This is a genomic window from Streptomyces sp. OR43, from assembly GCF_008042275.1.
Classification (GTDB): Bacteria; Actinomycetota; Actinomycetes; order Streptomycetales; family Streptomycetaceae; genus Streptomyces.
On record NZ_RDBK01000043.1, the window covers coordinates 519,723 to 545,372 of the forward strand.

Sequence of the window (25,650 nt, forward strand, 5' to 3'; positions counted from 1 at the left end):
AAGGTGTGCCGGAGAATTTTCGAGAATCAGCGGAGACTCATATTCGCGTGACTCCCTAACGTGCAGGTCATGGCCTCACGGACACGTACTCCGGGATCGGAATGGCTGGCGCTCTCCTCCCCCGACCCGGTGAGAACACACCGGGCATGGGCTGCCGGAGAACTCGCCCGACTGCACTCGGGCCGACTGTGGACGGCCGTCGAAGCAGACGTGCGCCGATCGGTCGACGCGATGCAGCGCATCGGCCCGGACCGGCTCGGTCCGGTGCTCGTCCATCCGTCGGCGGACCTCGCATGGTGGCTTGTCCCGTGCGGGTCCGTGGAGGAGCTGGCGGGCGCTGATTTCCTGACGGTGCACGCGTCCGGCCGGTCGCTCCGCTGTCCGCCGGCCGAACGGTATGTGGACGGCCTGGGATGGCTGGAGAAACCGGCCGGCTCCGGACGGCTCACCGACCCCGCCGCGCTGGGCGCCGCGTTCCGGCCGGGTCGCCGGCTGCGGGCGGGGGCGTTCCGTTGAGCCCGCCCCTGACGGAACCGCTGCCGCCCGTCGCGTCACTGTCTGCCCAGCAGCTGCGTGGCACCAACTGCGTGTGGTGTTCAGCCGAGCTGACAGCCAAGACAGCCGTCAACCTCGGGGCCCGACCGGAGTACGAGGGCTCGTCCGTATTCATCTTTCCCCGACGCTGTCGGCCCTGCCCGAAGGAGGCACCCGGTGACTCACACCCCCAGCAAGATAAAGCGGCCCCGACCCCGGAGTGAGGAGACATACAGGGCGTGGGTGGGCCACACGTACGTGTGTGATCTGTGCGGCCCTGGGCTGTGCCCGGAAGGTCTGCGTCTGGGGCGGCAGTGGAGGCACGACCGCCGGCAGGCGGTACGGCCATGATCTGCGTCGACTGCGATCGGGTAATCACGGGCGCGTACGTCGTGGTCGCCGTCGGCGACTCGATGTCAGCAGCCCGGCAGGACTTCCACGCCCACCCGCCGCAGGCTCCGGACTGCCTGCCCCGCACCGCGCACAGGCAGCGGTTCCGTCGAGAGCTCGACGCCACCCGCCTCCCTCCGGAGCGGCCTTGAGCCGGCTGCGGGACGGTGTACGGGGCGCGGGGCGCGGGTGCGCCCCGTCCGGCCTCGGCCCGCCCCTGTGAACGGGCCGTCGGCCCGGCCGGGGTTGGCGGCTGCCATGTTCCCGGTGCCCGGGTCGAGAACCGCCGGACACCGGTCTCGCCGCCCCCTACGGTCGGGCCCCCGCCGGCCGGCCGCGCGGAACGGCGAGCGCGAGGGGCCGTTCCGGCGGCGTCGGCCGGGCTCAGCGGAACGCGGCGACGTGGCGGGCGGCCCAGTCGGCGAAGGTGTGCGCGGGGCGGCCGAGGATCCGCTCGACGTCCGGGCTGATGGCCAGCTCGGCCGGGCTCGGGGAACCGATGATGTCCAGGGTGTCGTCGGCGAGCTCCCCCGGCATGCTCCGGCTCATGGCGGCATGGGCCTCGGCGCGGGTGAGTTCGTGGAACGTCACCGGCGTGCCCAGTGCGGCGGCGAGGGCCTCCGTCTGCCCGCGGGGGGTGATCACCTCCGGACCGGTCAGCTCGTAGGCGGCGCCGACGTGCCGGTCGTCCAGCAGGCAGGCCGCCGCGACGGCGGCGATGTCCGCCGGGTCGACGACCGGCACCCCGACATCCCCGAACGGCGCGGCCACGAGCCGCTGCGTGCGGACGGACTCGGCCCACCACAGGGCGTTGGAGGCGAAGCCGCCCGGCCGCAGGATGGACCACTCCGGGCCGGACTCCCGCAGCACGTCCTCCAGCTCGCGCATCGCGATCCGCGTTTGGCCGAAGGGCCTGGTCACCACGCCGAGCGTGGAGAGCAGGACGACCCGCCGGACCCCGGCGGCCGCGGCCTCGCCGATGATGTCGGCGGGACTGGCTCCGGCGGCGTGCAGGTCGCCTGAGAGCAGCAGGAACAGTGCCTCCGCCCCGTCCAGCGCGGGCTTGAGACCGGCAGGTTCGGCCAGGTCGGCCACCACGTGACGGACGCCGTCCGGCACCTCCGCCGGGTGCCGTGACACGGCCGTCACCTGCCGGCCCGCATCGGCCAGTGCCTGCGTCAACGGCCGGCCGATGTTTCCCGTAGCCCCGGTTACGACGATCATGATCTGCTCCCTTGTGGGTTGCCCTCTGTTGCCCCGCACGCTAGGAGCGCGGACTAACTTTTGGTAAGGACATACCTTTGAGTAAGCTCATGCCATGACGGGAAGCGTGCAGGACAGGCAGGGCGAGGCAGGGACGTCGTATGACGTGTTTCACACCGACTGCCCCGCGCGGAACGTGATCGACCACGTGACCAGCAGGTGGGGTGTCTGGGTGCTGATCTCGCTGCGCGGCAACAACCTCCGGTTCTACGAGCTGCGCGAGAGCATCAAGGGCATCAGCGAGAAGATGCTCGCCCAGACGCTGCGCGCACTGGTGGAGGACGGCCTGGTCTGGAGAGAGGTCGAGCCGACGACGCCGCCCCAGGTCACCTACGGGCTGACCGGGTTCGGCCGGGACGTCGGCGAGCCGCTGACAGCCCTGTTCGACCTGGTCACGCAGCGGCTGACGCCGGGCGCTACGGGATAGCGCGGGATACGGCACGGGCGCGGGGTGGTGCGGTACCGCACCACCCCGCGCCCGCTCACGGCGAACCCCGCGCCCGCCGTCACGACGAGTCCCGCACCACCAGCTCCGTCGGCAGCACGATCTGCGGGCGCTCCGCGCTCTCGCCCGCGATCTGCTCCAGGAGTACCCGGGTCATCGCACGGCCCATCTCCTCGATCGGCTGGCGCACGCTCGTCAGCGCCGGGTCCATGTGGCGCGCCACGGCCGAGTCGTCGAAGCCGATGAGGGCCACGTCGTCCGGGATACGCCGGCCGGCCTCGCGCAGCACCTGGCGGGCGCCCGCGGCCATCAGGTCGGACGCGGCGAAGACCGCGTCCACGTCCGGGCGGCGGGCGAGCAGTTCGCGCATGGCCCGGACACCGCCCTCCTCGGAGAAGTCGGCCGGGGCGATCAGCCGCTCGTCGGGTTCGTGGCCCGCGTCGGCGAGGGCCTGGCGGTAGCCGTCGAGGCGCCGCTGGGAGGCGTAGACGTCCAGCCGGCCGGTGATGGTCGCGATGGAGCGGCGGCCCCGGGAGACGAGGTGCTCGACGGCCCCGCGGGCACCCTCGAAGTTGTCCGAGTCGACCGAGGGCAGCGGCTCCGTGGCGGACCTGCGGCCGTTCATGACGGCGGGCATGCCGAGCTGTTCCAGCAGATCGGGCAGCGGGTCGTCGGCGTGCACGGAGACCAGCAGGACGCCGTCCACGCGGTGCGCGGTCAGGTACTGGGCGAGTCTTCGGCGTTCCCGGTCGCTGCCGACGAGCGTGAGCAGCAACTGCATCTCCGTGTCGGCGAGGGCCGCGCCCACGCCGCGGACGATGTCGGAGAAGTAGGGCTCCCCGAAGAAGCGGCTCTCCGACTCGGGAACGACGAGCGCGATGGCGTCCGTCCGGTTTCCGGCCAGGGCGCGGGCCGCCCGGTTGGGTACGTACCCGAGCTCGGCGACGGCCGCCTCCACCGCCTCGCGCGTGTGCGCGCTGACCCGTGGGGAACCGTTGATGACCCGCGAGGCGGTGCCGCGCCCCACCCCTGCCCGTGCCGCGACCTCTTCGAGCGTGGGCCGGCCCCCGCTCCGTACTCGCGCTGCCGTCATGGCTGCCTCCCGTTCGCGGTCAATTTCTCACAGTCGGATAACCAAACCAAGTCCTGGTGTTGGCTCCCTTGACACTCGACGGGACCGGCCCGCCGTTCCACGGGCCAATTCGTGGGAGCGCTCCCACTCTACGCGCGTGGTCAACGGGCCCACGCAGGTGGCGGGGGTGGACGGGGGAATCGGCCGCGCACACGACTGAGACCCGGCACGGGGCCGGGTCTCAGAGGTGGCGCGAGGATCGGAAAAGGATCAGGAGAGGCCCGCCGGCGGCAGGGCGTGACGCCGGATCACATCGGAGTACCAGTGGGCACTCGCCTTGGGGATGCGGCGCTGGGAGCCGTAGTCGACGTACACGGTTCCGAAGCGCTTCGAATAGCCGTACGCCCACTCGAAGTTGTCCATCAGCGACCACAGGAAGTAGCCGCGGACGTCCGCGCCGTCGGCCACCGCACGCTGCACGGCGTCGAGGTGGCCGTGCAGGTAGGCGATCCGCTCGGGGTCCTCCACCCGGCCCTCGGGAGAGACGTAGTCGTCGAAGGCGGCGCCGTTCTCCGTGACCATCAGCGGCAGACCGGGGTGGTCACGGGTGACGTCCATGAGCAGGTTGTAGAGGCCGTCGGGGTCGATCGACCAGTTCATCGCGGTGCGCTCCTTCCCCTCGGCGAGGTGGAAGGCGACGTGCTCGGAACCGGGCCACGGGGAGAACTCGCTGGCGCCGTGGACATCGTTGCCAGAGCCGCTCTCGCCCTTCTCCGGAAGCGAAACCAGCGTCGGCGTGTAGTAGTTGACGCCGAGGACGTCGACCGGGCGCGAGATGGCGGCCAGGTCGCCGTCCTGGACCAGCTTCGACCAGTCCACCAGGTGCGCGGTGTCGGCGAGCAGGTCCTCGGGGTACTCGCCGCGCAGCATCGGACCGGTGAAGATCCGGTTGCCGACCGCGTCGATCCGGCGGGCGGCGTCCGCGTCGGCCGCGCTCGCGGTCAGCGGGCGGACCTGGTGGAGGTTGAGGGTGACCGAGGTCTGCGCGCCGGCGGGGAGTTGATCGCGCAGAACCTCGATCGCCCGGCCATGGGCGAGGTTGAGGTGATGGGCCGCCCGCAGGGCTGCGGCGGGCTCGGTGCGGCCGGGGGCGTGCACACCGGAGCCGTATCCGAGGAAGGCCGAGCACCACGGCTCGTTGAACGTGGTCCAGGTCGCGACCCGGTCGCCGAGCGCGCCCGCCATGATGGCGGCGTAGTCGGCGAACCGGTCGGTGGTGACCCGCTGGGGCCAGCCGCCGGCGTCCTCCAGCTCCTGGGGCAGGTCCCAGTGGTAGAGGGTCGCGACGGGGGCGATGTCCGCCTCGAGGAGTTCGTCGACGAGCTTGCGGTAGAAGTCCAGACCGCGCTCGACGGCGGGACCGCGGCCGGTGGGCTGCACCCGGGACCAGGAGATGGAGAAGCGGTATGCCTTCAGCCCCAGCTGCTTCATCAGCGCCACGTCGTCGCGGAAGCGGTGGTAGTGATCGGCGGCGATGTCACCGGTGTCACCGTTGTGGACCTTGCCAGGGGTGTGGCTGAAGGTGTCCCAGATGGAGGGGGTGCGGCCGTCCTCGGCGGCGGCGCCCTCGACCTGGTAGGCGGCGGTGGCCGCTCCCCAGACGAAGCCCGTCGGGAATTGCGTGGCCTCGGGCGCCTGCTTCGGGGCGATGTCGGGTCGTACGGCAGTCATGCGGGAGCGCTCCCAGGGGTGGGCGGACAGGGGCGGAAGTGGAACTCCGGAGCCCGTACGGTCCGCGGGGCGGGCGCGGGCCGTGCGGGGCTGCCGGGAAAGACGGCGGGGCTGCGCGAGGTCAGCCCTTGACGGCACCGGACATGATGCCGCCGACGATCTGCTTGCCGAAGACGACGAACACCACGAGCAGCGGCAGCGTGCTGATCAGTCCGCCGGCCATCACGATGCTCTCGTCGGGGGTGTAGGAGGCCTTCAGCTGGCCGAGAGCGACCTGGAGGGTGGGGTTCTGCTGGTTCAGCGCGAGGTAGGGCCAGAAGAAGTCGTTCCACGCCTGGACGAAGGTGAGCATGCCGAGCACCATCATCGCGGGGCGGGCCACCGGGAGCACGACGCTGCGCACGATGCGGAAGTTGCTCGCACCGTCGATCTTGGCGGCCTCGATCAGCTCGTAGGGCAGGGCCTCGGTCAGGTACTGCCGCATGAAGAACACGCCGAACGCGCTGACCAGGGTCGGGAAGATCACCGACTCCAGGCTTCCGCTCCAGCCGAGGTCGGACATCATCATGAACAGCGGGACGACGCTGAGCTGCGGCGGGATCGTCAGGGTCGCGATGACTCCGGTCATCAGCGCGCCGCGACCGCGGAAGCGCATCTTGGCGAACGCGTAGCCGGCCAGGGTGCAGAAGAAGAGCGTCGCCAGCGTGATGCAGCTGGAGACGATGAAGCTGTTGAGGATCGCCTTGCCCAGGTGGGCCTGGTTCCAGGCGGCGTCGAGGTTGTGGAACAGCCGGTCGCCGGGCAGGAACGGAGGCGTGGAGGCCAGTACCTCGTCCTGGGTGTGGGACGCGGCCACCAGGGTCCAGTACAGCGGCAGCAGCGAGCCGATTCCGACGACGGTCAGCGCGATGTAGGCGAAGGGACCGCCTTTCAGCTGCTGCCCGGCACCGGGCTTGAAACGGCTCGCGCGCTTCGGCGCACGGTGCGCGGTGCGCGCCGGGATGACGGAGCCCGGGACTTTGGTGGGGCTGGTGATGGTCATGGATATCGCTCCCGGTCAGACCGCGGATTTGCGTACGAAGCGGCCGATGAGCCAGTTGACCGCGGCGATGATCAGCAGGAGGGCGAGCATCGCCCAGGCCACTGCGGCGGCCGGACCGAGATGCCCCAGGTTCCAGCCGTAGTTGTAGAGGTAGATGCTGAGGGTCTCGTACTGGTTCTCGTTGCCGCCGATCGCGCCGAGGGTGCCGCCCTCCAGCAGCAGGGGCTCGCCGAACAGCTGCATGGAACCGATGGTCGAGATGACGATCGTGAACAGGATCGTGGGCCGCAGCGAGGGGATCGTCACCTTGAGGAACTGCTGCCAGCGCGAGGCTCCGTCGAGCGAGGCGGCCTCGTACAGATCGGACGGGACGGCCTGCATCGCGGCAAGGTAGATCAGGGTGTTGTAGCCGGTCCAGCGCCAGATCACGATGACGGAGATGGCGATCTTGGACGTCCAGTGGCCGTTGGCCCAGTTCGTGTCACCCAGGCCGACGAACTCCAGCGCCCAGTTCAGCAGACCGCCGTCGGCCCGGAAGACCAGGGCGAAGACGAGGGCCGCGGAGGCCACCGAGGTGGCGTACGGGGTGAGGATGACCGTCCGCCAGAAGGTGCTGGCACGGAGCTTGTAGTTCAGCAAGTGCGCCAGGCCCAGGGCCACGAGCAGCTGCGGGACCGTCGACATGACACCGATCAGGAAGGTGTTGCTGACGGCCGTCCAGAACTCCGAGTCGTGCAGGATCTTGTCGAAGTTCTCCCAGCCGACCCACTCCATCTGGTCCAGGCCGGTCATCTCCACCCGGTGCAGGGCGATCCAGCCGGTGTAGATCAGCGGGTAGAGCCCGAAGGCCCCGAAGACGAGGAAGAACGGGGCTATGTAGGCGTACGGCGATGCCTTGTCGTCGAACCGCCAGAGGCGGCTGCGCCAGGTCTGCCGGCGGGTGCTGACCGGCTTCCGCTGGGAGCCGGGGGGCGGCGGGGCGTATACATCCCGGGTGGGAGACGAGGTGGCCACGGGCGATATTCCTTCCCTGGATTGCTTGGGTTACCCGGGTGGAGGCTGTTGTCCCACTTCCGACGGACCTGCTCGGGCAGCCGGTGCGGTCGATCGCAAAGCGCCGGAGTGACCTCATGGCGGGGCCGTGCGGGCAGTTCGGCAACGCGGCGAGCGGCCGCACCGGTGTGCGGGGCCGGGCGGGTGGTCGGACGACAGCTTCTGATGGGGCGGACGGGCCGGGGCGCGTGCGGTGGGCTTCCACGGAGCGGCCGGTCAGTGACCGGCCACCCACGGAAGCCCACGGCGCGCGGGCCGAAGCGGCTTCCCGCCCCCCGCGAGGGGGCGGGAACACGCAGGTGCGGGCGGCCCGGGGGCCGCCCGCTGCTACGACCGTCAGCCGATCGCCTTGTCGATCGCGTTGGTCGCGGCCTTCCACGCGTCGTCGGGCTTGGTGCCGCGCTGCTCCATGTTGTTGATCTGGGTGGAGATGGTGTCCTTGATGATGCCGTCCTTCGGGCCGAGAACCGTCTCGGGGATGGACTTGGCCTCGTCGGCGTACAGCTCACCGATCGGCGCGTTGTTGAAGTACTCGAGCTTGGCGGTCTTCACGTCGGGCAGGTCGTACGCGCCCTTGTTGGACGGGAAGCTGCCGATCGCCTTGAAGACGGCGGCCTGCTGCTCGGGGGCGGTCAGCCACTTGACGAGCTCACCGGCCTCCTTGACGTGCTTGCCGGCCTTCGGGACTCCGAGGAAGGAGCCACCCCAGTTGGCAGCGGTCGCACCCGGAGCGGTGGTGATGTCCCACTTGCCCTTGTTGGCGTCACCGGCGTTCACCGAGATCTGACCGGCCATCCAGGCCGGACAGGCGACGGTGGCCATGGTGCTCTTGCGCAGAGCGGCCTTCCACGGGTCGCTGAACTGGGCGAGGCCCTGGGTCAGCTTCTTGTCGGCGGCCTCGGCCGCCAGGTCCCAGCCCTGCTTGACGCTGGGGCTGTCCTTGTAGATCGCCTCGCCGCTCTCGTCGTAGTACTGCTTCGCGTTCGAGCTGACGACGGCGTTGTACATGGCGCTGGCGGAGTCCATGAAGTACGTGCCCTCGGGCGCCTTCTTCTTGTACTCCTCACCGAGCTTGAGGTAGTCCTCCCAGCCCCCGGCGATCTTGGCGGCGACTTCCTTGCGGTCGGTCGGCAGGCCGGCCTTCTTGAAGAGCTCGGTGTTGTAGCAGAGCGACATCGGGCCGATGTCGGTGCCCGCGCCGATCACCTTGCCGTCCTTGGTGGTGGCCTGCTTCTCCTTCCAGGACACCCACTCGTTGACGTCGATGACCTTGCTCAGGTCGGCGAACTGGTCCGCCTTCGTGTCGACGAGCTCCTTGATGCGCCCGACCTCGAGGCCCTGGACGTCGGCCAGACCGCTGCCCGAGTTCAGCTGCTGGAGCAGCTTGGGGTAGTAGACCTTCTCATCGGCGGTGGTGTCTTCCTTCACCGTGATGTTCGGGTGCAGCTCGTGGTACTTCTCGAAGAGGCCGGCTTCCTTGTAGCCGAACTGCCCGAAGTCGGCGACGGTCAGCGTGATCTTCCCGTTCGCATCGGCGCCGGCGCTGTCCGAATCGTCCGAGTCGCTGCTGCAGCCGGTCAGCAACAGCGCGGTGGCTGTCAGGCCCGTGGTGGCCAGGACCGCGACTCTGCGGCTCCGACCGGCGGCGGTGCGGGTGATACGCATTCCACTACTCCTTGTTCCAGGGTGGGACTGGCTCACTGCGTGGCATACGCGCTGGTGAGTGCGGGTGCCAGATGGTTCAGGGGGGAGGACACGGGCAGTGCCGTTCGCACGAGATTTCCTCGTCCGATGTGGGAGCGCTCCCATGCGTCGATGTCGGAAGGTTGCTGCCTGGGAGGGGTGGGTGTCAAGAGTTGAAGACGCTTCCGTTGCGCGAGCGTGTCCTGCAAGTCACGAGACCGTGTCCGGCCGAAGGCTTGCCAAAGCGCACATCCAGGGGAAGCGGATTGGTTCATTCCTGAATTCCCGCAGGTGACAGCACTGTTGGGAGTGGATCTTGCGGCCGCGACCGGGAAGCGGACCTGATCGCACCAGTTTTCCGGCACACCCCCGAAACACCCCTCCCCACCCCCGATTCCTTCGGCGGCGCCCGCCGGAAGGTGAACGGGGTGCCGCACCCAGGGGCCTTCCGGAGGCACCTCCGCGTTCTTTCCCCGAAGCCGAGCGCCGAACGATGGCCGAGAACAGCAGCCGGGCCGGTGACCGAACAACGCCCCCCAGGAGAGCCGTTACGGTTCCCGCGACACCAGCGAACCAGACATGCCGGTCATCTCGCACTCTGTTAATTTCACCCTTATGCGCCTGATGATCACTTATGTCACCCAGGGTGGGTGACGCCCGATGGGAGTAGTCCGCGACCATCCCGAACTTGCTCTCTTCCTCTGTCTGTCCCTCGGCTACCTCGTGGGCAAGATCCGCGTCGGACCGATCACGCTCGGCGGCATCTGCGGCACCCTGATCGTCTCGCTGCTGATCGGCACCCGGCACGTCAGCGTGAACGAGGACGTCAAGACGGTCTTCTTCGCGCTGTTCATCTTCTCGCTCGGCTATCTGGCCGGGCCTCAGTTCTTCGCCAACCTCAACCGCAAGAGCCTGCGCTTCTTCGCCCTGTGCCTGATCGAACTGGTCTGTGTGCTCGGCATCGCCTTCGGCCTGGCCAAGGCGTTCGACCTCGACGTGGGAACCGCCTCGGGCATCCTGGCGGGCGCGGCCACCGAGTCCGCCGTGGTCGGTACGGCCACCGAGGCCATCGGCAAGCTCGACGACCTGACCGCCGCCCAGATCACCCAGTACCAGGGGCACGTCGCCACCGCGTACACCGTCTGCTACCTCTTCGGCCTGGTCACCATCGTGCTGTACACCAGCCAGATCATGCCGATGCTGCTGCGCATCAACCTGGCGGACGCCTCGCGCGAGCTCTGGGAGAAGATGCGCGGCGGTGTCCGGGGTCTGGAGTCCGACGAGCGCGAGGCGCTGCCCAGGACGGTCGGCCGCACCTTCCTGGTGACCGTGGCGGACGGCCGCCGGATCGGGGAGCTGGAGACCTCGCTCGGCGGCGGCGTCACGGTGGAGGGCGTCAAGCGCGGCAGTCTGCTGCTGGACCCCTCCCCCGACCTGGAGCTGACCCTGAGCGACCTGGTCCAGCTGGTGGGCCGGCGGCGCGGGATCATCGCGGCCGGCCGGGCGATCGGCCCGGAGACCCCGGCCGTGCCCGGTCTCGACACCCCACTGGCCACCCGTCAGGTCGCGGTGACCGAGAAGGCCACCGCCGGGTCGACCATCGCCGAGCTGGAGCGGGACCACCCCGAGTTCCGCGAGGACGGCGTGTACATCACCGACGTGCTGCGCAACGACCAGCATCTGCCCGCGTCGGCCGAGACGCAGGTGGAACGGGGTGACGTGCTGACCCTGGTGGGTGCGCGCGCCGGCCTCAACAAGCTGGTCGCCAAGATCGGCGCCGTCGTGAAGAACGACGCGACGGACTTCGTCTACCTGGGCCTCGGCATCGTGGCGGGTTCGCTGCTCGGCCAGATCGTCGTCCGGATCGGCGACATCCCGTTGTCGCTCGGTACCGGCGGCGGCTGTCTGGTCTCCGGGCTGCTCTTCGGCTGGTTCCGCTCCCGGAAGCAGACCTTCGGGGCCTTTCCCCCGCAGGCCGCGAACACGCTGAAGGACCTGGGTCTGGCCGTCTTCATCGCCTGCACCGGGCTGACCGCCGGACCCCAGGCCTGGCCGCTGCTGAAGGAGTACGGCGCGCTCCTGCCGTTCGCCGGGATCGCCATGGTGCTGATCCCCGCGACCATCTCACTGATCGTCGGGCTGACGGTCCTGAAGATCGAGAAGCCCCTGCTGATCGGCGCCATCGCGGGCCAGCAGTGCTCGACCCCGGCGATCACCTCCATCACCCAGGTGGCCCAGAGCTCGGTTCCGCTGCTCGGCTACACGATCACGTACGCGCTCTCCAACTTCCTGCTTCCTCTGACCGGTCCCATCCTCGTCGGCGTCCTGGGAGCCTGAATGATCGACTTCCTCAACCGCAACATCTTCGCGCCCCATCCCGAACTACTGGTCTTCCTGGTCGTCGCGCTGGGATTCCTGATCGGGAAGGTCCGCTACAAGGCGATCGCGCTCGGTGCCGTGACCGGCTGTCTGGTCGCGGGCCTGGTCCTGGGGGCACAGTTCAAGATCCAGATCGACGGCACGGTGAAGAACCTCTTCTTCATCATGTTCCTGTTCGCGCTCGGCTACCGGGTCGGCCCGCAGTTCTTCCGGGGCCTGAAGAAGGACGGCCTGCCGCAGGTCGTCAACGCGGTCGTGGTCTGTGTGACCGGGCTGCTGGTCTCCTGGCTCTTCGCCGTCCTGCTCGGGTACGGTCCCGGCCTCGGCGCCGGGCTCATGAGCGGCGCACTCACCCAGTCGGCGGCGATCGGTGTCGCCCAGGACGCCATCGGCACCCTGCCCGGGCTCTCCTCCGCCGAGGTGAAGTCGGAGCAGAACCTGGTCGCGGTCGGATACGCCGTCACCTACCCGCTCGGCACCATCCTCTGCGCGATGCTCCTCGCCAACGTGCTGCCCCGGCTCTACCGCCGGGACCTGGCGAAGGAGAGCGCGGACCTGGCCGCGGAGCTGGACGCCCCGGACGAGGACCCCGACGAGGGCGAGGGCTACTACGAGACCGTGCTGCGGGCCTACACGGTCGAGCGCCACGACCTCGTCGGCCGCAGCATCGCCGACTTCGAGGCCCAGCAGCAGGCACTCGGCCGCCGCGTCTACATCACGCGGGTCCGGCGCGAAGGAACGATCCTGCCGCAGGCCCAGTCCCTCGTCCTGCGGGACGGCGACACCATCGCGGTCAGCGCGCTGCGGCACGACCTGGTGGACTTCGACGCCCGTACGCATGTGGGCCCGGAGGCGGACGACGTGGCGCTGCTCGGCTACCGGACCGAGACGCTGCACGTGGTGGCGTCCGAGAAGGCGCGGCTGGGCAGGACCGTCGAGGAGCTGCGCCGGGAGCCGTTCATGGCCGGGGTCTACATCGAGAAGCTGTACCGGGCGGGCGCCGAGTTCCCCTTCCGGCTCTCCACCCCGGTGGAGCGCGGCGACACGCTGGTGCTGACGGGTCCGGAGCGGCTGGTCGGCCCGGCGGGCAAGGAGCTCGGCAAGCCCGTGCCGACGAGCTTCGCGACGGACATGGTGTGGGTCGGCCTCGGCATCTTCCTCGGCGGCTGCATCGGCATTCCGGCGCTGACGGCGGGCGGGGTGCCGATCTCGCTGTCCACGTCGGGCGGCGGCCTCATCATGGGTCTGGTCTTCGGCTGGATCCGGGGCAAGTACCCGACGTACGGGAACGTACCGCCGGGCGCCCAGTGGTTCATGGACACCCTGGGCCTGTGCATGTTCGTCGCGGTGGTCGGCATCAACGCCGGCCCCAGCTTCACCAGTGGTCTTTCGTCGGCGGGCTGGGGGCTGCTGCTCCTGGGGGCCGTCGCCACCGTCGTACCGCTGCTCGTCGGATTCCTGGTGGGCCACTACATCCAGAAGATCAGGTTCCCGATCCTGATGGGAGTGCTGGCCGGCGGCCAGACCACCACGGCGGCGATCGGCGCCGTCAACGAGACGTCCAAGTCCCAGATCCCCACGCTCGGTTACACGATCCCGTACGCCGTCGGCAATGTGCTGCTGACCGTGTGGGGCGCCGTCATCGTCATCCTCAACCACTGAAACCGCGGGAGCGCAGACATGCCCAAGGCCAGCCTCAGCCGTGCGGAGATCCGCTCGTTCGCCCAGCTCAGCCCGTTCGAGCTGAAGGACAAGTTCATCACCATCGCCCAGTCCGAGCAGAGTGACAAGCCCGGCCAGAAGGGCAAGACCATCCGGGCCATGCTGAACGCGGGCCGTGGCAACCCCAACTGGGTCGCCACCGGCCCCCGGGAGGCGTACCACGCGCTCGGCTACTTCGCGATCGCCGAGTCCCGCCGGGTCTGGACGGCCGACAACCTCGGCGGGATGCCGGAGGAGGCCGGCTGCGCGGACCGCTTCGCGCACTTCGTGCGTACGCATCCGGAGCTGCCCGGGATCGAGCTGCTGCAGGCGAGCATCGATCTGGCGGTCAAGCGCTTCGGTTTCGTGCCCGACGCGTTCGTCCACGAGCTGGCGGACTCCTCGATCGGGGACAACTACCCGGTGCCCGGGCGGATCCTGTCGCACGTCGAGCAGGTCGTGCGCGGGTACGTGGCGGACGAGATGTTCGACCACCGGCCGCCGGAGGGGCAAAACCTCAGCCTGTTCGCGACCGAGGGCGGCACCGCCGCGATGTGCTACATCTTCGACTCGCTGCTGAAGAACGGGATCCTGCGCAAGGGCGACCGGATCGCCCTGATGGTGCCCGTGTTCACCCCGTACCTGGAGATCCCCGAGCTGGACACGTACGGCTTCGACGTCGTGCGCGTCGAGGCGAACCTGTTCACCGAGACCGGGGTGCGGCAGTGGCGCTACCCGCCGGAGGAGATCGCCAAGCTGGCCGATCCGTCGGTCCGGATGGTCTGCTGCGTCAACCCGAGCAATCCGCCGTCCCTGGCGCTCGCTCCGCAGGTCGCCGAGCAGATCGTGGGCATCGTCGCCGAGCAGAACCCGAACCTCATCGTCGTGACGGACGACGTCTACGGGACCTTTGTCGAGGGCTTCCGCTCGCTCGCCGCCGACCTGCCGCGCAACTCCCTGCTGGTCTACTCGTACTCCAAGCACTACGGCGCCACCGGCTGGCGGCTCGGCGTCATCGGGCTGCACGACGACAACGTGATCGACGACCTGCTGGCCGCGCAGGGCGCCGAGGAGAAGGAGCGCCTGGGCAAGCGGTACGGGTCGCTGTCCCTGCACCCGGAGAGGATGCGGTTCATCGACCGGCTGGTCGCCGACTCCCGGCAGGTGGCGCTCAACCACACGGCGGGCCTGTCGCTGCCGCAGCAGGTGATGATGACGCTCTTCTCCCTCTTCGACATGCTGGACGAGGGCCAGGAGTACAAGAAGCGGATCCGCTCCATCGTGCGCCAGCGCCTGGAACTCCTGCTGGAGGGCGCGCACATGAAGATCTCCGAGGATCCCAAGCGGGCCGCCTACTACATCGAGCTGGACCTGCTGGCCGAGGCGGAACGCACGCTGGGCAAGGAGTTCGCCGACTACCTGGAACAGAACTACGAGCCGGTCGACCCGCTGTTCCGGCTGGCCGAGCAGACGTCCGTGGTGCTGCTGAACGGCGGCGGTTTCGACGGACCGGAGTGGTCGGTCCGCGTCTCCCTGGCCAATCTGGACGACCTGGACTACCTGAAGATCGGCCATCAACTGCGGGCGATCTTCGACGAGTACGCACAGGAGTGGCGGGCCTCGGGGGCCGGGGCGGCGTAGGACCCTTCGTCCGGGTCGGGCCTGACCGGCCCGAGAGGCCTCCTGTCCTCGGGCCGGTCAGGCGGCGCGCAGCCGGTCCAGGGTGTCCTGGAGCTCCGCCTGGGCGGCCCGGCCCGCCGACTCCGCGTCGCCCGCCACCACGGCGGTGACGAGCGTCCGGTGCTGTGCCTCACCGTGGTGCGGGTCGCCGCGGCGCAGCCCGAGCAGGTCCACCAGGTCGATCAGGGCCTGCCGCAGTACGGGCGCGAACTCGGCGAAGAGGTCGGTGAGTACGGGGTTGTGGGCGGCCGCCACGACCGTCCGGTGCAGGGCGATGTCCGCGTCCACGAACGCGGCGTCGTCCGGCCCGGCGCCCGCCTCCCGCCTGGCCGCGAGCGCCGCGTCCAGGGCGGTCAGGTCCTCGTCGGTGCGGCGCCGGGCGGCGAGGCGGGCGGCCTGGACCTCGATGAGCATGCGGACCTCGTAGACGTCGGTGACCGCGGCCCGACGCAGTCTGACCGGCCACTCCTGGGCCTCGTGGTCGGCGATGACGAAGACGCCGGCGCCCTGGCGGGAGCGGAGCAGTCCGAGCGTGGCGAGCGTACGTACCGCCTCGCGCACGGTGGAGCGGCCCACGCCCAGCGTCTTGGCGAGCGTGGTCTCGCCGGGGATCTTCGTGCCGACCGGCCAGTGCCCCTCGGTGATCTGCGCGCGCAGATGACGTGTGGCCTGTTCGACCAGGGGGCTGGGGTGGAGCGGGCCGAGCGAGGACACGGGATTCACCTGTCAGGTTGTCTGAGGACTTGTTGAGGGGCTAGTGTACCGATCATGACGTACCGCGGTCTCCTCCTTCTCGGCTGCCGCGGCGGGGCCTGAAGCGATCGGCACCCCGCCGCGGGGTGCCGTGCTGTGCCGGTCGCATCCGGCGATGCGAAACGAGACCGCGTTCATGTCCGAGCTCACGTCCGAGTCCCCGTCCGACGTCATGTCACCGATGCACGGCTTCCCCACGATCTGCACGCCCCGAGGCCCCGTACCCGAGGCCTCGCCCCACTGGAACCCGCAACGCTCCAGCTCGATGCCCTCGCACCGCTACCGGGCGGCGTTCGACCGCGTCGACATCCCGCTGACCGGCCGGAGCTGGCCGCAGGCCCGTATCGACCGCGCCCCGCTCTGGGTCCCCGTCGACCTGCGCGACGGCAACCAGGCCCTGGCCGAACCGATGGACACCCCGCGCAAGCGCCGGATGTTCGATCTGCTCGTCTCGATGGGCTACAAGGAGATCGAGATCGGCTACCCGTCGGCCAGCCGCACCGACTTCGGCTTCGTGCGGCATCTGGCGGAGAGCGGGGCCGTGCCCGACGACGTGACCGTGGTCGTCTTCACCCCGGCCAAGGCCGAGCTGATCGAGCGGACCTTCGAGTCCGTCGCGGGGATGGACCGGGTGGTCGTCCACCTCTACATCCCGACCGCGCCGGTCTGGCGCGACGTCGTCCTCGGACGCAGCCGGGCCGAGGTGCACGGCGTGGTGCTCGACGCCGCGCGGCAGATGGACCGGCTGGCGCGGGCCAGGCCCGGGGCCGACATCCGGTTCGAGTTCTCGCCCGAGGTCTTCATCCTGACCGAGCCCGACTACGTCCTGGAGATCTGCAACAGCCTCACCGGGCTCTGGGACGCCTCACCGGACCGGCCGGTCATCCACAACCTGCCGGCCACGGTGGAGATCGCGACACCGAACGTGTACGCGGACCAGATCGAGTACATGCACCGCCATCTGGACCGCCGCGACTCCGTGATCCTCTCCGTCCACCCGCACAACGACCGCGGTACGGGCGTGGCCTGCGCGGAGCTCGCCGTACTGGCGGGGGCGCAGCGGGTGGAGGGCTGCCTGTTCGGCAACGGGGAGCGCACCGGCAACGTCGATCTGGTCAACCTCGCCCTCAATCTGCACGCCCAGGGTGTCGACCCGATGATCGACTTCTCGGACATCGACGAGATCCGCCGCACGGTCGAGCACTGCAACCGGCTGCCGGTTCCGCCGCGCCATCCGTACGGCGGCGATCTGGTGTACACCGCGTTCTCGGGCACCCACCAGGACGCGATCAGCAAGGGGTTCGCGCACCACGCGGAGAGCGGCTCCGAGCTGTGGTCGGTGCCGTACCTGCCGATCGATCCGGCAGACGTGGGGCGGACGTACGAGGCGGTCATCCGGGTCAACAGCCAGTCCGGCAAGGGCGGCATCGCCCACCTGCTGCGGAGCAACCACGAGGTGGACCTGCCCGCCCGGATGCGGGCGGACTTCTCCCGTACGGTGCAGGACGCGACCGACGACAGCGGTCTGGAGGCCACCCCGAAGGACCTGTGGGAGCTGTTCGACGCGACGTATCTGGTACCCGGCCGGGACGGCTCGGTCGCCCTGACCTCCTGGACGACGGACCGCGGCCCGGCCGGCGAGCACCGTTTCGTCTGCACGTTGCGGGTGAACGGGCGCGAGGGCGATTACGAGGGCGGGGGAAGCGGCGCGGTGTCCGCGTTCACGGAGGCGCTGGAGGGTGCCGGGGTGCAGGTCACGGTCCTCGACTTCGCGGAGCACGCGGCCGCCGGGGGCCTCGTCACGGCGTACGCGCAGTGCCGGTCCGGCGAGCGGGTGTGCTGGGGCGCGGGCCAGGACGTGTCGGGCGTGGCCGCGTCGGTGGCGGCGGTGCTGTCTGCGGTGAACCGGGCGCGCGCCCTGTGAGCCCGTCCGGCGGTCGAGGACGCCTTCAAGCCCGTCCGGGCGGAAAACCAAGCCCGTCCGGCGACTGAGGACATCTTTCGAGCCCGTCCGGCGTTTGAGGACACCCCCGGACGGGCCGCACGGGCAAAGGGGCGCGCACCCGGTTCACCGCAGACAGCACCGCCGCCACCGACGCGGCCACGCCCGACACGTCCTGGCCCGCGCCCCAGCACACCCGCTCGCCGGACCGGCACTGCGCGTACGCCCCTTTGCCCGTGCGGCCCGTCCGGGGGTGTCCTCAAACGCCGGACGGGCTCGAAAGATGTCCTCAGTCGCCGGACGGGCTTGGTTTTCCGCCCGGACGGGCTTGAAGGCGTCCTCGACCGCCGGACGGGATGCACGGGCGGGGGAAAATGGCTGCTGGGTTACCCCTTGTACGCGCCGAACGCCTTCGTGAAGGCGAGCGGCTCCTGCGCGATGGAACTGCACGAGGCGTCCGCGGACGGCTTCGGCCCGCCCACGCACTCCTTGTCCCGCGTGCCCGACCACATCGCGAGCCAGGCGAGGCCCTTCTCCTTGGCGAACGTCACCAGCTGGGTGGCGTCCTCCACCGTGAAGATCTCCGTGGCCACGTCGTTCACGCCGATCATCGGCGTGACGGCGACGGTCTTCCACGCGTCCGCGTCGGAGAGGCCCAGCACACCCTTGATCTGGGCCTGGGTGGCCGTCGCCGCCTGGATGGCGTACGTGCCCATGTCGCCGCTGTACGAGGCGCCGTAGTCCATCGCCATGACGTTGACCGCCCCGACGTCCACGCCGTTCTTCTTCGCGTCGGCGATCAGGTCCACGCCGGGCTGGGTCAGCCCCTCGGGCATCACGGGCAGGGTGAAGGAGACGTCCAGGCCGGGGTGGGACTTCTGGAGCTGGGCGATGGCCTGGGAGCGCCGGGAGTTGGCGGCCGTGTCGGGCAGCGCCCCGCCCTCGATGTCGAAGTCGACCTTGGTCAGCTTGTACGCGTCGACGACCTTGCCGTACGCCGTCGCCAGGTCGGCGGCCGAGACGCAGTTCAGCGCCAGTTCGGAGCCGGAGGCGCCGCCGAAGGAGACCCGGACGTCGCCGCCGGCCGCCCGCAGGGCGCCGATCTGGGAGGCGACGTGGTCGTCGCCGAGCCCGGTGACACCGCCCCAGAGCGGGGCGCAGCTGCCGCCGGAGGTGATGAAGGCGAGGGTGTACTGCTTGACCCCGGTCTTGGTGGCGGTGCCGGTCAGGTCGAACGCCGGGTAGAGCGAGGTGTCGACGTACGGGGCGAAGCCCGCGCCACTCGCCGTGCTGCCGCCGCTGTCGGTCCCGGTGGGCTTCGGCGTCGGCGTGGCCGTCTCGGTGGGCTGCTGTGTGGGAGTGGCCGTGGCGGTCGGCGTGGGGGTCGCGGTCTCGGTGGGGCGGCCGCTGGGTTCCGGTGTCGCGCCGGTGTCGACGGAGCACGCCGCACCGTCGATGACGCAGCCGGTGGGGTCGGCGGCCGTGCCGTCGGAGCTGGTGACGAAGCCGACGGTGACGGACTTGCCGGCGGCGAGCTCCTTGTCCCAGCTCGCCGGCCTGACGGTGACGTGGCTGCCGCTGACGGTGTGCTCGCCGTTCCACAGCGAGCTGATCCTCGTGCCCGCCGGCAGGTCGAATTCGAGCGTCCAGCCGGACTTGGCCCGGTCGGTGTCGTTGGTGACCACGTACTGCCCGGTGTATCCGCCGGTCCAGCCGCTGGTCCTCGTGTACGCGGCGCCGACCGCCGACGCCTGGGCGGTGCCGGTGAGGGCGAAGACCGTGCCGCCGATCACGGCCGCGGCGACGACCGCGCCGATCGCCTTGGTCCTGGTGCTCGCCTTGCGCCGGTGCGTGCTGGTGCCCATCGCGTGCCTGCCTCGTCGTACGGAAGTGGGGGATGCGAGAGCACGCTAGCCGCACCGAATCCGGCAAATGGCATGATCCGGACCGGGGTTGATGTTCTTAGGGTTGGCTTAAGGAGCGCATCGGCCGCACTAAAGGTTCGGGCCCGCGCCGGAGCGGAACCGGGGCTTCCCGCTGCGTCGCGGCCGTCCCACCCGGTGGCCGCGCCCGCGCCGCTGCGGCCGCTGCCCGTCGAGCCCGATCCAGATGCGCACCTCCGTGCCGCCGAGCACCGAGCGCCCGATCCGCACGTCACCGCCGGTGGACTCGGCGACCCGGCGGACGATGTCGAGGCCCAGTCCGGTCGAGCCCACGGCTCCCCGTGCCCCGCCGCGCCCGCTGCCGCCGCGTGCCAGTGCGGCCTTCGGGTCCGCTATGCCGCCGCCGGCGTCCGAGACGAGCACGATCACCGCGTCGCCGCTGTGGTGGACATCGACGGCGAAGGCGGTGCCCTCCGCGGTGTGCCGGAAGACGTTGCCGAGCAACGCGTCGAGTGCGGCCACCAGTTCGGGCCTGGCGACCGGGATGCGTACCGTACGGTCGACCCCCGCGAGGCGCACCTCCCGGCCCTCGTCCTCCGCGAGCGCGGACCAGAAGTCCATCCGTTCGCGGATCACCTCGGAGGCGTCGCAGCCGGCCCCGGGACCGCCGTTCTGCCCCTGGGTCTGGGGGCGCTGTTCCCGGGCGGTCCTGATGATCGTGTCGACCTCGCGTTCCAGCTGCTGGACGGCCGCCCTGGTCTGCTCGGCCGCCGGTCCCTCGCCGAGCGAGGCGGCGTTGAGCCGGAGCACGGTGAGCGGGGTGCGCAGCCGGTGCGAGAGGTCGGCGGCCAGTTCACGCTCGTTGGCGAGGAGTTGGATGACCTGGTCGGCCATGGAGTTGAACGCGGTCGCGGCGGACCGCAGTTCGGTGGGCCCTTCCTCCGGCACCCGGGTGCCGAGCCGCCCCTCCCCCAGGTCCTGTGCGGCGCCCGCCAGGCGGCGGGCCGGTTCCACCATGCGTACGCCCAGCCGGTCGGCCACCGCGACCGAGCCGACGATCAGCGCGATGCCGACGCCGGCCAGCATCAGCCAGGCGGTGGCGACCCCGTTGGAGACCTCGTCCTCGGGTACGAACACCTCGACGACGGCGATGCCCCCGGAACCGAGCGCGGTCGGCTGGAGCAGCGCGGAGCCGCCCCGTACCTCGGTGATGGAGGCGCGCCCCGACTCCCGTACCGTCTCCAGGTCCGCGCGGGTCGCGCGCCGGGTGCCGATCTCCACCGCCACGCTGCCCGCTTCGTCGGACGCCGGGATATGGACGGCCATCCTGTCCGCGGCCCCGGGTTCGGTGGTGAGCACGGCCCTTTGCAGCTGGGCACGGTCGGTGGTGATGGAGAGCGAGGGGCCGATCGTCGCGGCCTGCCGTTCGGCGTCGGTGAACGCGCGGTCGCGCGCCATTTCCTTGACGACGAGGCCGAGCGGTACGGCGAAGGCAACGACGACCATCACGGTGACGGCCAGGCAGACCTTGACCAGAGCCCATCTCATGCGGGCTGCTCCGGGGGTGCGGCGGGCGGCTGGAGCTTCACGCCGACGCCCCGCAGGGTGTGCAGATAGCGGGGCCGGGCGGCGGTCTCGCCCAGCTTCCGGCGCAGCCAGGACAGGTGGACGTCGATGGTCTGGTCGTCCCCGTAGGACTGCTGCCAGACCTCCGCGAGGAGTTCCCTGCGCGGGACGACGACGCCCGGCCGGCCGGCCAGGAAGGTCAGCAGGTCGAACTCGCGCCGGGTGAGGTCGAGTTCCGTGCCGTCGAGGTGGGCCTGGCGTCGCAGCGGGTCGATGGAGAGCCCGCCGACCTGGATGACGCGCGGCGGCGGGGCCTCGCCGCCCGCGGCCCGCGAGCGGCGCAGGACGGCGGCCATCCGGGCCGAGAGGTGCTCCACGGAGAACGGCTTGGTCAGGTAGTCGTCGGCACCGTCGTTGAGCAGCCGGACGATCTCGCTCTCGTCGTCGCGCGCGGTCGCGATGATGACCGGCACGTCGGTGATGCCGCGCAGCATCTTGAGCGCCTCGGCGCCGTCGAGATCGGGCAGCCCGAGGTCGAGGATGACCACGTCGAACCGGAAGTGGGCGACCTCGCGCAGCGCTTCGAGTGCGGTACCGACGCTGCGCACCGTGTGGGAGGCCTCGGTCAGGTGCCGGATGAGGGCGGAACGTACGAACTGGTCGTCCTCGACCACGAGCACACTTGGCATGGGCGGCACCGTACGCCATCGGGCCCGGTGCGGTCCGCTCGGTGGCGGTAGTGGGGACAGGGCCGGGCCCGTGGTGCAGGATGTGCCGGATGCAACGAGGTCTCGTACACGCGCTCGCGTGGTCGCTCGCCACCGGCGCCGCGGTCACGCTGTCGTGGTGGGGTGTGCACACCGTGATGGCGGGCACGGCGTACGACCCGCCGCGCGCGGTGCCGATCGAGGCGGGTGCCCGGAGCGACCGCAACAGCACCGAGAACCTGTCGTCGTCCACGCACCGCCCGGCGCCGTCCCCGACCAGGAGCCCGTCCGCCACCCGCCGGGCCACGGCCGCCCCCAAGCCGTCCGCGACGGCGTCCGGGAGGCCGTCGCACACCCCGGCCGCGACGCCGCGTCCGACGGCCACGGCCTCGGGCACGGCGAGGAGTTACCGGACGGACGGCGGGCTGATCGTCTTCGAGCTCGGTACGGACGCGGCGGAACTGGTCTCGGCGACTCCGGAGCAGGGCTGGTCGGTGCAGGTGTGGACGAACACGACCTGGATCCGGGTGAACTTCACCCGGGACGACGGGACGACGGTGTCGGTGTTCTGCACCTGGAACGATCATCCGCCGCAGGTCGAGATCGTGAAGTCGTGACGCCTCGCCGGGCCTTCCGCGTGAGTCGCCGCACGGTTTAGTCGAAGGCGGACGGCGGCGGGGCGGGTGAGGGCCGGGCGTCCGCGTCGTGCACGGCGGCCGCTCCGCCGGTGAAGTCGGCGAGCGCCCGCCCGTGTTCGACCCGGCCCGGATGCGGATCGGTCGCCACCCTGCGGGTCAGCTCCGCGGCCTCCGGCGCCACGTCCGAGGCGAGCAGCACCGCGTTGCCGAAGCGCCGGCCGCGGAAGACGGTCGGGTCGGCGGCGAGCGCCAGCTCCGGGAAGACGGTCGCGGCGGTGGCGATCTGGCCGCGGAGATGGGCCAGCGGTGGCCCGTCGGCGAGGTTGGCCGCATACGTCCCGCCGGGCTTCAGGACGCGGCGCACCTCGGCCAGGAACTCGGTGCTCGTGAGATGGGCGGGCGTACGGGCCCCGCTGAAGACGTCGGCGATGACGAGGTCGGCCCAGCCGTCCTGGATCTTCCCGAGCCCGGCGCGGGCGTCGGTGGCGCGGACCCGGATCCTGGCCTGCGGGTCCAGCGGCAGCTCCCGGCGCACCAGCTGGACGAGGGCGGCGTCCACCTCGACGATCTGCTGGGTGGAGCGGGGGCGGGTCGCGGCGACGTAGCGGGCGAGGGTGAAGGCGCCGCCGCCGAGGTGCACGACGTGCAGCGACTGCCCGGGCGGGGCGGCCAGGTCGATGATGTGGCCGATGCGGCGCTGGTACTCGAAGGACAGGTGCGTCGGGTCGTCGAGGTCCACATGGGACTGCGGGGCTCCGTCGATCGTCAGGGTCCAGGCACGCCGGCGTTCCCGGTCGGGGACGAGCTCGGCGAGGCCGCCGTCCACGGGTTCGGTGACGTTGCCCTCGGGGCGCCCGGAGCCGCGCGCCGCCTTGCGGTCGGTCCTGCGGTCCGCGCGCTGCTTGCGGTCGCCCGCGCCGCCGGCCGCTCCTCGACGTGCCACTGCCCCTCGTCCCTGCTCATCACGTCCGGGGCCGGTCGGGGACCGGCCGTGACGGGCTGATCAAGGCACCCGTCGTCCGGCCATTATGAGCTCAGCGGCAGTTGTCGGCCGCTTCGATCAGGCGGGCCGCCTGATCGAGCGCGGCCCGCAGCACGGCCGGGTCGGTGACCGGGGTGTCGTCGGCGGGCGGCAGCAGCCAGCCGCTGCCCGGGGCCGGCGGCTCGGCGGGGATGCGCAGCCCGCGGCCGTCGGTCTGCGTACAGGCACTGCCCGGTACGTCCCAGGCCGCCGCGGTTCCGGGGGGCACCAGGAAGCCGAGCGTGGCGCACGCACCGTCGTGGAGCACCGGCCCGACGGCCTCCTGGTCGGCGCCGCGCCGCAGGATGTCGACGGCCTCCAGGCCCTGGCGGGCGGGGACCGTCACGAGGTCGCAGGGTTCGGGGGCCGGGGGCGTGCCGGGGGCTACGGGCTCCTCGGCAGGTGCCGTGGTGTCGGTCGTCGCCGTGGTGGCCACCGTCGTCGCGCTCGTCGCGGTCGTTCGCGACCCGGTCGCCGTACCGAGGTGCAACAAGGGACCTCTCCTCTCATCGCCGGGCGGAGCCGGACTCCGTCTCCTCATGGACCAACGCGCCGACCGCGTCAAGGGCTACGGTGCAGCACCGCGCCAAAGGGTGGCAGTTCATGGCGGATCGTGGGCGAGATATCCGGTTTGTTGGCAAACGCAGCGTGTGCGTCCCGTCACAGCAGGTACGTTCTTGCTCCGCCGGGACACCGGAAACAGGCGCCCGGCTTGCACCAGAGAGGGCCCCGCCATGGTGTCGACACGGGCAGTTCCCAACACCGCCTTCCGGCGGCTGCGCGGACAGCGCTCCGCCGGGGAGTTCGCTGCCGCGGTACGCAGGTCCGCTCGCGAGATCGGTGAGCAGGTCGCGTGCGACGCCCGGTACATCGGACGCGTGGAGTCCGGCGAGATCCGCTGCCCCAACTACGCGTACGAGCGGGTCTTCCTGCACATGTTCCCCGGGGCGACCCTGGCGGACCTGGGCTTCTCACCGCGCGAGTCGGTACGCGGCCGGGGGGCGCGGGCCGTCGCGGACGCCCCGCACCCCCCGACTTCCCCGCTGCTCGTGCTCGGCAGCGAGACCGATGAGGAGAGCGACGTGCTGCGTCGCGCATTCATGACGAGCGGCACCACCGCGGTGGCGGCCGCCTCCCTGGGCCTGGGTCTCGGCGGCGCGGCCGCTGCCGCCGTGCCCGCACAGCGCCGGGTCGGCGAGGCGGAGGTGGGTGCCGTCGAGKAGGCGGTCCGGCAGATCCGCCTGCTCGACGACCGGCACGGCGGTGACGGCCTCTACCGGCGGGCCGCGCAGCCCCTGCGGGCGGCGTACGCGCTGCTCGACTCCGGCACCGCGACCCGCCGCTCCACCGCGGACCGGCTGCACGCGGGCGCCGGTGAGCTGGCCATCTCGGTGGGCTGGCTGGCCCATGACTCGGGCCGGTTCGACGACGCCCGCTCGCACTACGCGGAGGCGCTGGCCACCGCACGGCTGGCCGGGGATCCGGCGCTGGAGGCGCACGCGTTCTGCAACGCGTCGTTCCTGGCACGCGATACGGGCCGGCCGCGCGAGTCCGTGCGCGCGGCGGAGGCGGGGCAGCGGGCCGCGCAGCCACTCGGCTCGCCGCGCCTGCTGGCGCTGCTCGCGCTGCGGGAGGCGGGGGGCCGGGCCGGGCTCGGGGACCGTACCGGCTGCGAACGGGCCCTGGGCCGGGCGCACACGGCGTTCGGGAAGGGGCCGTCCGCGGCGGACCCGGAGTGGATGACCTTCTTCCGGGAGGCGGAGCTGGAGATGCTGGAGGCGCAGTGCTGGTCGGCGCTGGGCGACTGGTCGAGGGCCGCGCGCCACGCACGGCGGGCGACGCGGCTTCAGGATCCGCACTTCACGCGGAACCTGGCGCTGTACCGCGCCGAGCTGACCTGGGACCTCGCGCGGGCGGGCCTCACGGAGGAGGCGGCGGCGACGGGTCACCGGGTGCTGGACCTGCTGGACCAGGTCCAGTCCTCCCGGATCCGCTCGATGCTGGCGGACGCGGCGACGGTCCTGCGCCCCCGGGGCCGGGGCTCGGTGGATGTCAAGGACTTCCTGGACCGCCATGCGATGTCCGCGGGCGCGTAGGTCGGCGCCCCGCCGGATCCGCCCGCGCAATCGAGCCGGCCCGGCGCTTGAGGACAACCCCGCGGACCGGG

At 71.0% G+C, this 25,650-nt stretch carries 20 protein-coding genes; 8 read left to right on the plus strand and 12 right to left on the minus strand.

Annotation, left to right across the window (positions count from 1 at the left end; translation table 11 throughout):
* The first annotated feature begins 69 nt into the window (after positions 1 to 69).
* Positions 70 to 516: a hypothetical protein gene (locus EAO72_RS20675; protein WP_187285155.1), complete on the plus strand. Its 447-nt coding sequence runs from the start codon at positions 70 to 72 to the stop codon at positions 514 to 516.
* 792 nt (positions 517 to 1,308) lie between these two features.
* Here EAO72_RS20675 and EAO72_RS20685 read toward each other — a convergent pair.
* On the minus strand, positions 1,309 to 2,148 hold the full coding sequence (locus EAO72_RS20685; protein WP_148018813.1) for an SDR family oxidoreductase: 840 nt from the start codon (positions 2,146 to 2,148) through the stop codon (positions 1,309 to 1,311).
* A 94-nt stretch (positions 2,149 to 2,242) separates the two neighbouring features.
* On the opposite strand from EAO72_RS20685, the gene EAO72_RS20690 reads away from it, so the two are divergent.
* Positions 2,243 to 2,614 carry a winged helix-turn-helix transcriptional regulator gene (locus tag EAO72_RS20690; RefSeq protein WP_148018814.1) on the plus strand — a complete coding sequence of 124 codons (372 nt, stop codon included), beginning with the start codon at positions 2,243 to 2,245 and terminating at the stop codon, positions 2,612 to 2,614.
* Positions 2,615 to 2,693: 79 nt separating this feature from the next.
* Here the strand turns inward: EAO72_RS20690 and EAO72_RS20695 are convergent, their stop codons facing one another.
* The 5 genes from EAO72_RS20695 to EAO72_RS20715 all read right to left on the minus strand — a co-directional run bounded on the left by EAO72_RS20695 (position 2,694) and on the right by EAO72_RS20715 (position 9,195).
* Positions 2,694 to 3,725, minus strand: a complete 1,032-nt coding sequence (locus EAO72_RS20695; RefSeq protein ID WP_148018815.1) for a LacI family DNA-binding transcriptional regulator — start codon at positions 3,723 to 3,725, stop codon at positions 2,694 to 2,696.
* A 249-nt stretch (positions 3,726 to 3,974) separates the two neighbouring features.
* A complete protein-coding gene (locus EAO72_RS20700) occupies positions 3,975 to 5,435 on the minus strand; it encodes a GH1 family beta-glucosidase (RefSeq protein WP_148018816.1) in 1,461 nt (486 codons plus the stop codon).
* A 121-nt stretch (positions 5,436 to 5,556) separates the two neighbouring features.
* Complete coding sequence (locus EAO72_RS20705) at positions 5,557 to 6,477, minus strand: carbohydrate ABC transporter permease (RefSeq protein WP_148018817.1); 921 nt, start codon at positions 6,475 to 6,477, stop codon at positions 5,557 to 5,559.
* A 15-nt stretch (positions 6,478 to 6,492) separates the two neighbouring features.
* Positions 6,493 to 7,491 (minus strand): carbohydrate ABC transporter permease, encoded by a 999-nt coding sequence (locus EAO72_RS20710; protein WP_148018818.1) that lies wholly within the window; start codon positions 7,489 to 7,491, stop codon positions 6,493 to 6,495.
* Positions 7,492 to 7,866: 375 nt separating this feature from the next.
* A complete protein-coding gene (locus tag EAO72_RS20715; protein WP_148018819.1) occupies positions 7,867 to 9,195 on the minus strand; it encodes an ABC transporter substrate-binding protein in 1,329 nt (442 codons plus the stop codon).
* Between the two features lie 678 nt (positions 9,196 to 9,873).
* Here EAO72_RS20715 and aspT (EAO72_RS20720) point away from each other — a divergent pair.
* Genes aspT (EAO72_RS20720) through EAO72_RS20730 form a run of 3 tightly spaced genes read left to right on the plus strand, consistent with a single transcriptional unit; the run spans position 9,874 to position 14,934 of the window.
* Positions 9,874 to 11,550 carry an aspartate-alanine antiporter gene (gene aspT, locus EAO72_RS20720; RefSeq protein WP_148018820.1) on the plus strand — a complete coding sequence of 559 codons (1,677 nt, stop codon included), beginning with the start codon at positions 9,874 to 9,876 and terminating at the stop codon, positions 11,548 to 11,550.
* A complete protein-coding gene (gene aspT, locus EAO72_RS20725) occupies positions 11,551 to 13,254 on the plus strand; it encodes an aspartate-alanine antiporter (protein WP_148018821.1) in 1,704 nt (567 codons plus the stop codon).
* A gap of 18 nt (positions 13,255 to 13,272) precedes the next feature.
* Positions 13,273 to 14,934 carry a bifunctional aspartate transaminase/aspartate 4-decarboxylase gene (locus tag EAO72_RS20730; protein ID WP_148018822.1) on the plus strand — a complete coding sequence of 554 codons (1,662 nt, stop codon included), beginning with the start codon at positions 13,273 to 13,275 and terminating at the stop codon, positions 14,932 to 14,934.
* Between the two features lie 57 nt (positions 14,935 to 14,991).
* Here EAO72_RS20730 and EAO72_RS20735 read toward each other — a convergent pair whose 3' ends face one another.
* Positions 14,992 to 15,696, minus strand: a complete 705-nt coding sequence (locus tag EAO72_RS20735; protein WP_410090486.1) for a FadR/GntR family transcriptional regulator — start codon at positions 15,694 to 15,696, stop codon at positions 14,992 to 14,994.
* A gap of 211 nt (positions 15,697 to 15,907) precedes the next feature.
* On the opposite strand from EAO72_RS20735, the gene EAO72_RS20740 reads away from it, so the two are divergent.
* Complete coding sequence (locus EAO72_RS20740; protein ID WP_261991789.1) at positions 15,908 to 17,650, plus strand: 2-isopropylmalate synthase; 1,743 nt, start codon at positions 15,908 to 15,910, stop codon at positions 17,648 to 17,650.
* A 404-nt stretch (positions 17,651 to 18,054) separates the two neighbouring features.
* On the opposite strand, the gene EAO72_RS20745 is transcribed toward EAO72_RS20740, so the two are convergent.
* The 3 genes from EAO72_RS20745 to EAO72_RS20755 all read right to left on the minus strand — a co-directional run bounded on the left by EAO72_RS20745 (position 18,055) and on the right by EAO72_RS20755 (position 21,806).
* Positions 18,055 to 19,533, minus strand: a complete 1,479-nt coding sequence (locus EAO72_RS20745) for a glycoside hydrolase family 18 protein (protein WP_148018824.1) — start codon at positions 19,531 to 19,533, stop codon at positions 18,055 to 18,057.
* Positions 19,534 to 19,662: 129 nt separating this feature from the next.
* Positions 19,663 to 21,099: a sensor histidine kinase gene (locus tag EAO72_RS20750; protein WP_148018825.1), complete on the minus strand. Its 1,437-nt coding sequence runs from the start codon at positions 21,097 to 21,099 to the stop codon at positions 19,663 to 19,665.
* The gene (locus tag EAO72_RS20755) at positions 21,096 to 21,806 is read right to left on the minus strand and encodes a response regulator transcription factor (RefSeq protein ID WP_148018826.1); all 711 of its coding nucleotides are present in this window, start codon (positions 21,804 to 21,806) and stop codon (positions 21,096 to 21,098) included. Before EAO72_RS20755 ends, EAO72_RS20750 begins: the two co-directional genes overlap by 4 nt.
* A gap of 89 nt (positions 21,807 to 21,895) precedes the next feature.
* Between EAO72_RS20755 and EAO72_RS20760 the strand changes: the two genes are divergently transcribed.
* A complete protein-coding gene (locus EAO72_RS20760; protein WP_148018827.1) occupies positions 21,896 to 22,441 on the plus strand; it encodes an RAD23 family protein in 546 nt (181 codons plus the stop codon).
* Between the two features lie 37 nt (positions 22,442 to 22,478).
* Here the strand turns inward: EAO72_RS20760 and EAO72_RS20765 are convergent, their stop codons facing one another.
* Both EAO72_RS20765 and EAO72_RS20770 read right to left on the minus strand, forming a co-directional pair.
* A complete protein-coding gene (locus EAO72_RS20765) occupies positions 22,479 to 23,405 on the minus strand; it encodes a spermidine synthase (protein WP_187285156.1) in 927 nt (308 codons plus the stop codon).
* 91 nt (positions 23,406 to 23,496) lie between these two features.
* Positions 23,497 to 23,976 carry a hypothetical protein gene (locus EAO72_RS20770; RefSeq protein WP_148018828.1) on the minus strand — a complete coding sequence of 160 codons (480 nt, stop codon included), beginning with the start codon at positions 23,974 to 23,976 and terminating at the stop codon, positions 23,497 to 23,499.
* Between the two features lie 241 nt (positions 23,977 to 24,217).
* Between EAO72_RS20770 and EAO72_RS20775 the strand changes: the two genes are divergently transcribed.
* Positions 24,218 to 25,579 carry a tetratricopeptide repeat protein gene (locus EAO72_RS20775; protein WP_148018829.1) on the plus strand — a complete coding sequence of 454 codons (1,362 nt, stop codon included), beginning with the start codon at positions 24,218 to 24,220 and terminating at the stop codon, positions 25,577 to 25,579.
* The last annotated feature ends 71 nt before the right edge of the window (positions 25,580 to 25,650 follow it).